Here is a 6,438-nt window from a genome sequence, read left to right as displayed (position 1 = left end):
CGCGGAGTGGGCCGAGCCGCATGGATGCGGCGAGAGCGCCGTCAGGACATGGATGTCCGTTCGGCGCGGGCCCACGGAGCGTCGTCGGAGTGAGGGTATTCCGACGAAGGAGGAACCCAACCGAGAGCAAGCAGCCTTGGTTACTTGGGGTGCTTTTCCAAGTAACTCGCCGAATGCGAAACAGTCTGCCCCCAGGCAGACGCTCTTGACCTTCTCCCAGCCTCACCTCAAACCAGATACTTTTTGAACCATGCGACCGTCCGGTCCCACGCCAACGTCGCAGCAGCATCGTCATACCGCGGCGTCGAATCGTTATGAAAACCATGGTTGGCGCCCTTATAAATATGCGCCTCATACGTTTTGCCCGCCGCCTTCAACGCCGCCTCATACGCCGGCCAGCCATCAGTGATCGGCTTGTCGAGCTCTGCGTAATGCAACAACAACGGCGCCTTGATCCGGCTGACATCCTCGGCCCTCGGCTGACGGCCATAAAACGGCACCGCCGCCGCCAGCTCCGGATAAGCCACGGCAGCAGCATTGGCTACGCCCCCGCCGTAACAAAACCCGGTGATCCCGACTTTCCCGGTGGAAGCGTGATGAGCCATCAGCCACTCGATGCCGGCGAAAAAGTCATTCATCAGCTTCTCCGGATCGACCTTCGCCTGCAGCTCGCGACCTTGGTCATCGTTGCCCGGATAGCCCCCGACCGAAGACAAACCGTCAGGTGCCAGGGCGATAAAACCGGCCTTGGCCACACGCCGGGCGACGTCTTCGATGTAGGGATTGAGCCCGCGATTCTCATGCACCACCAGCACCGACGCGAGTTTGGCATCAGCCTTCGCCGGCCGCACCAGATACCCGCGCACTTGGCCATTGCCCTTGGGCGACGGATACGTGATGTACTCGGCGATGATGTCCGGGTCGGTGAACTTGACCTGCTCGGCCAGCGCGTAATTGGGGCTCAGCGAAGCCAGAATCGTCGTGGCGGCAAGCCCGCCCACGGCGAACACCGCCGCGCGATCCAGAAACTCCCGGCGGTTGATCTTGCCGTGCACGTAATAGTCATAAAGCTCAAGCAATTCAGGGGCGAAGTCTTTGGCGGTGAGACGGGTCATCTGTGCGCATCCTCATCGATTGTTCAACGGGCACAGGCGTAGAACCGAGCGCCTGAACGTGCCGCAGCGAGCCCTCAGTAAAGCAGTATTTAGGCCGAGTGCGTCACATCACGCGCTGTCGAACAGCATCTTTCCACGGCGCGCTTTCCAACTCTCTTGTTGTGGGCTAGCCTGAGCGGCGCAGTTGTACGACGACGTACAAAGCCACTTTTCGACGAAAATGGCCCTGCATGCCGCTTCCATCAACAATAAAAAAGGATGCACTCATGACCCGACTCAAACTGACCCTCGGCTTCTTGTGCCTGTTTTCAGGCTTCGTGGCCGCCGCCCCTTCTGCCGATGAACAAGCCGTCGCCAAGGCCGTCGACAACATGACCCAGGCGATGCTGCACAAGGACATCGCCGGCCTTAAAGCGTTGACGTCCGACAACGTCACCTACGGGCACTCCAGCGGCAAGGTGCAGAACAAGGATGAATTCATCGCCGACATCGAAACCGGTCGCAGCGGCTTCAACACCCTGGAAATGAAAAACCAGACAATCAACATGAATGGCGACACTGCCCTGGTGCGCAACCACTTCTCCGCCGAAGCCGTGAACAGCGGCAAGGTCGTGCCGACCGAGATCGAAAACTTTCAGGTCTGGCAAAAACAGAAAGGCCACTGGCTGCTGATCGGGCGCCAGGCGTTTAAATTCTGATGGCATGACTTCAACGTTGTAACCGACCGGGCGCCTGACAGGATCAAGCCCCGGTCGGCTACACGTCTGTTTTTAACTCCCGTTGCGCTACAACGCTTCCAACTCCTGCAACACCTCCAGCACATAGCGGGTCGAGCGTTCGACGCTTCCGGCCCGGTGCGCAATGCCCAACTCCCGCCACAATGCCGGCTGCAACGGGCGCATGACAATGCGGCTCTCCGGCGCGGGCGTGGACGCCTCATGGGGCAGCAAGGTCGCTCCGTAGCCCGCCCCCACCAGACTCTTGATCGCGTCGTTGTAATTAAGCTGAATGCGCGGCGTCGGCTGCGGCCCCTCGCCGGCAAACCACTCGGCCACCTGACGGGACAGCCGCGTGGTGGCGTCGTTGAGAATCAGCGGCTGACCGGCCAGCCATGACGGCGTGATGACCGGCGGACAGTCCCAGCGCGCCGGCAAAAAAGCCATCACCGGGTCCCGGCGCCACGGCTGAATCGACAAGCCCTTCACCGGCGCCTGGGGCAGCGCAATTACGCCGATGTCCAGGCTGCCGTCCGCGAGCTTTTGCAGCGTCTGTTGCGATGTCAGCACCGCGAGCTGCACGTCGATGCCCGGGTGTAACTGCTCCAGGGTTTCCAGCGCCTGGGGCAGCAATTGCGCGATGACGCCGGTTGATGCACCCAATCGCACCCGCCCGGCCAGTCCCTGAACCTGGCGCTCCACGTCTTCCAGCGCCTGCTCGGCATCGGCCAACAGACGCCGCGCGCGCTCAATCAGGGTGTCGCCGATGGCCGAGGGCTGAACCCGACCGCGGGTGCGCGAGAGCAACACGCCGCCCACTCGCTGCTCCAGGTCAGCGATGTGCAGGCTCACCGTCGGCGGCGCGAGGTTGAGCACCCGTGCCGCTTCGGCGAATGACCCGTGGTCGGCGATGGCCACAAGGGTGCGCAAACGATCCAGACTGATTTCCCGCACCCTGATGCCCCTCCTTCAGAAAAGCTGAAGTGTACCGTCAACAAATTCAACTTTCTCTATCCACGAGTGGACTGGAAGATGGCCGGCATTGACGACCTTTTGCGGAATTCAGACCTCATGCCTCTAAAACAAGCGCCCCTCCCTATCGTGTTCATCGACGGCGACCAAGGGACCACCGGCCTGCAAATTCACCATCGCCTGCATGGCCGCACCGACCTGCAGGTGGTGACGCTGCCCGCCGAGCATCGCAAAAACCCGGAAAGCCGAGCTGCCGCGATCAACGCCTGCGACATCGCGGTGCTGTGCCTGCCCGACGACGCCGCCCGCGACGCAGCGGCGAGCATCACCAACCCGGACGTGCGGGTGATCGACGCCAGCTCTGCGCACCGTACTCACCCCGACTGGGTCTACGGTTTCGCGCAGATGAGCGAAGCACAGAAACAACGCATCGCCACAGCCCGCCGCGTCAGCAATCCAGGCTGCTATCCCACTGGGGCGATCGGTCTGTTGCGGCCGTTGCTGGAGGCGGGACTGCTGCCGCGCGACTACCCGATCAGCATCAACGCGGTGTCAGGGTATTCGGGCAAAGGCCGCGCGGGGGTCGACGAATTTGAGGGGCCAGATGTCGCGCAGGCGATTCCGTTTCAGATTTACGGCCTGAGCCTGGCGCACAAGCACGTCCCGGAGATCCAACAATTCAGCGGGCTGAGCGAGCGGCCAGTGTTCATCCCGGCGTATGGCGCGTTTCGTCAGGGCATCGTGCTGACCATCGCGCTGCAAACGCGCCTGCTGCCCCACGGGGTGACGGGCACGACGCTGCATGCCGCGCTGGCTGAGCATTATCAAGGCAGCGGGTTTGTCAAAGTGCTGCCGATGGAGCAATCCCGCGCGCTGACCGGGATCGACCCCCGCCAGCTCAACGGCACGGATAACCTGCGGCTGATGGTGTTCGAGCACGACGGCCACGTACTGCTGGCCGCCGTGTTCGACAACCTGGGCAAAGGCGCGGCCGGAGCGGCGGTGCAGAATCTGGATTTGATGATTGCGGGTGCCTGACGCGTGCTACAGCCATCTCGCGTCGCCACTGCCCAGTGAGCTCGCCGGTAAATCCCAGTGGGTCGGCGTGCCGTCGAGCTGCCCGGCGGGTTTGAGGCGCAGCGCCGGGCCCCACGCGGTTTGCTCGATGGCGTCGGAATAATCGCTCGGATTCAGCGGTTGCAGGGCCGAAGGCGGCGCCTCGGTTGGGGTGAACGACATCAGCGATAACGCGGTGCGCGCCAGGGATGCCTGAACCTGAACGCCCTGTCCAGTGATCCGTCGCTGAGTCAGACCGCGCACCGCTGCCGCCGCCATCAGATACCCCGTGGCGTGATCCAGCGCCTGCACGGGTAACGGCACCGGCCGGTCACCGCCCGCTGCGACCATGCCAGCGTTGGCGATGCCGCAACTCATTTGCACCAGACTGTCGAAACCCCGTCGCTCCCGCCATGGGCCGGTCCAGCCGTAGGCGTTCAGCGATACATCCACCAGACCCGGATTGAGCGCGCGGCGGCGTTCTGCGCTGAGGCCCAGTCGCGCGAGGGCGTCGGCGCGGTAACCATGGATCATCACGTCTGCTTCGCGGATCAGGCCCTCCAGCACTGCGCGATCGGCGGGGTCGCGCAAATCCAGCCGCGCGCAGCGTTTGCCAAGCACCACCTCCGGGACGGTGCCGGGCTCGTCCCAGCCAAGAGGGTCGATGCGCAGCACCTCGGCGCCGAACCCGGCGAGAAACCGCGTCGCCACGGGGCCGGCCAGAATACGCGTGAGGTCGAGCACGCGAATGCCGCGCAAGGGCCGCTCACGCGGGACGATCCATTCGGGTCGTGCGGGGTTTGACTGATGCGATGAAGCCGGTGCCACTGTGGCCTGCGCACGATGCAGCAAAGGTTCGGCGGCGACGGCGCGACCCTGAGGATGTTCGCGCCAGGCCGAAGCGCTGAGCATGGCGGCGGCACAACCGTGATGGTCGACCACCGCGCTTTCCAGCTCACTGGCCTTCCAGCCCAGCACCGCCTGGCTGACGGCATCACGCTCGGCGGCGGTTTTCAGCACGGCGAGCGCGGCCTGACGATGATGCGGAGCGTTGGTGTGCAACCGGATCCATCCATCCGCCGCGCGGTAATCCCCTGCCACCGCGTCCCACTGCGCCGGCAGCGACCAGCCTTGGGGCTGAAGGGACGTTGCGAACCAGAACGAGGCCAGGCGCCGATCGACCGTGATCAGCGGCAACGTGCCGTGGGCCTGATCGATCAGTTCACCCACCGCCAGATGCGCGGCAGCGACGGCGGCTGTGGCGAAATCGGTGACCGGGAATGCCGACGCCAGGGCGCCTTCGCCGATGGTCTGAAGATGGCCAAGATAGCGAGGCGGCCCGCCGAGGGCCAACCAGAATTCGCGCAGGAAATGCGTGCAGGCAGTGTCGGACTGGGCAATCGGCATGGGGCAGCGCTCTCGGGAGTGGTGGGAGCAGCCTAGCAAAAGAGTCTGGAAAGGGGGGGCGAAGGCGGCGTGTTTGCCGTTGGAAATGCAGCGAATGCACTGGCCTCTTCCCGGCTGAAGCCGGTCCCACTAAAAGCACCGCATGCATCCAGTCACACTGGCTGTGACCTGAAATGTGGGACCGGCTTTAGCCGGGAAGACGGTGTATCTATTGTCAGAAATGCAGTGGCTGCACTGGCCTCTTCGTGAGCAAGCTCACTCCCACAGGTTCTGCAGGCTGGTTCAGATCCGGCGTCGACACCGATTATGTGGGAGATTCTATGGTTGTCATCAAGCCAAAATCCCCCCTTTCGGTTGATATTCGCTCTGATTTTTCATCAGGGAGAACGCGATCCGAGCGAGTTTGCGGCCAAGCATGACAAGCACCTGGGTAGTCGCTTTTCCACTGCCCAGATGTTTGTTGTAGAACGCTTTCCAGGCAATTGATCGGCTGGCCGACATGGCAGCGTTGTGCAGTAATCGACGAACTTCCGAGCACCCTCGCTTGGTTAAGGATCTTCGGCCATTTTTTTGGCCCGAGTCACTCACCCTCAGATCCATCCCCAAAAAAGCGATGAAAGAGTCGCTGCTGTTAAAGTCGCCTCGGTTATAGGCCATGACCAAAGCAGTTGCAGTCAGAAAACCGATACCTTCAATGGCTTGGCAGCGAGCGACTTCTTCCAGCAAGCCGGCTTCGCGCAATACATCTTTGAGTTTTTTCTGGACGAGCAGGTCCAGGCGCTCAACCGATTTGAGAAAAGTGGCGAACACAGCTTTCAAACTGGCGTCATTTGCCCAGCTCTGGGTCAGGCTGGTTTTGGCCTGAACCAGCGAAGCCCTGCGCCGCAGAAGGCTTTGCAGCTTGCCGTAGACGGCAGGAGGTGGAGTCCATGGGCGTAAATCTTCGCCTTCGTTTTTCAGATAACGGGCAAGAAGACGAGCATCGGAGGCGTCCGTTTTACTGCGCACGCCAACACTTTTACGGTAATTACTCAGCTGATAGCCATCAATGATGTAAACGTCGAAACCCGCCTCATAAGCCAGCTCGATCAGGTCGATGTGATAAACATTTGTTGCTTCAACTGCAATCGCGGTGGGCCTCGGCAACGTTTTAAGCCAGCGCTTTATGGCGG

6 protein-coding genes are annotated in these 6,438 nt (G+C 62.0%); 2 read left to right on the top strand and 4 right to left on the bottom strand.

What is annotated here, in order from left to right; genetic code table 11:
• Positions 1–227 precede the first annotated feature (227 nt).
• Positions 228–1,115 (bottom strand): YghX family hydrolase, encoded by an 888-nt coding sequence (yghX, locus tag QMX88_RS28315; RefSeq protein ID WP_192172306.1) that lies wholly within the window; start codon positions 1,113–1,115, stop codon positions 228–230.
• 266 nt (positions 1,116–1,381) lie between these two features.
• Between yghX and QMX88_RS28310 the strand changes: the two genes are divergently transcribed.
• Positions 1,382–1,813 carry a nuclear transport factor 2 family protein gene (locus tag QMX88_RS28310; protein ID WP_192172305.1) on the top strand — a complete coding sequence of 144 codons (432 nt, stop codon included), beginning with the start codon at positions 1,382–1,384 and terminating at the stop codon, positions 1,811–1,813.
• Positions 1,814–1,900: 87 nt separating this feature from the next.
• Here the strand turns inward: QMX88_RS28310 and QMX88_RS28305 are convergent, their stop codons facing one another.
• Positions 1,901–2,785 (bottom strand): LysR family transcriptional regulator, encoded by an 885-nt coding sequence (locus QMX88_RS28305; RefSeq protein WP_282373557.1) that lies wholly within the window; start codon positions 2,783–2,785, stop codon positions 1,901–1,903.
• Between the two features lie 117 nt (positions 2,786–2,902).
• Between QMX88_RS28305 and argC the strand changes: the two genes are divergently transcribed.
• Positions 2,903–3,841, top strand: a complete 939-nt coding sequence (argC, locus tag QMX88_RS28300) for an N-acetyl-gamma-glutamyl-phosphate reductase (RefSeq protein ID WP_282373556.1) — start codon at positions 2,903–2,905, stop codon at positions 3,839–3,841.
• Between the two features lie 6 nt (positions 3,842–3,847).
• Here argC and QMX88_RS28295 read toward each other — a convergent pair whose 3' ends face one another.
• Positions 3,848–5,266: a CoA transferase gene (locus QMX88_RS28295; protein WP_282373555.1), complete on the bottom strand. Its 1,419-nt coding sequence runs from the start codon at positions 5,264–5,266 to the stop codon at positions 3,848–3,850.
• Between the two features lie 330 nt (positions 5,267–5,596).
• Positions 5,597–6,438: transposase (locus tag QMX88_RS28290; RefSeq protein WP_282373554.1), on the bottom strand; the 842-nt coding region annotated here is incomplete at its 5' end.

This window comes from Pseudomonas sp. PS02290 (assembly GCF_029960075.1).
GTDB lineage: Bacteria > Pseudomonadota > Gammaproteobacteria > Pseudomonadales > Pseudomonadaceae > Aquipseudomonas.
Note: the sequence above shows the minus strand (reverse complement) of the source record. Positions and strands in the feature narration are given on the sequence as shown.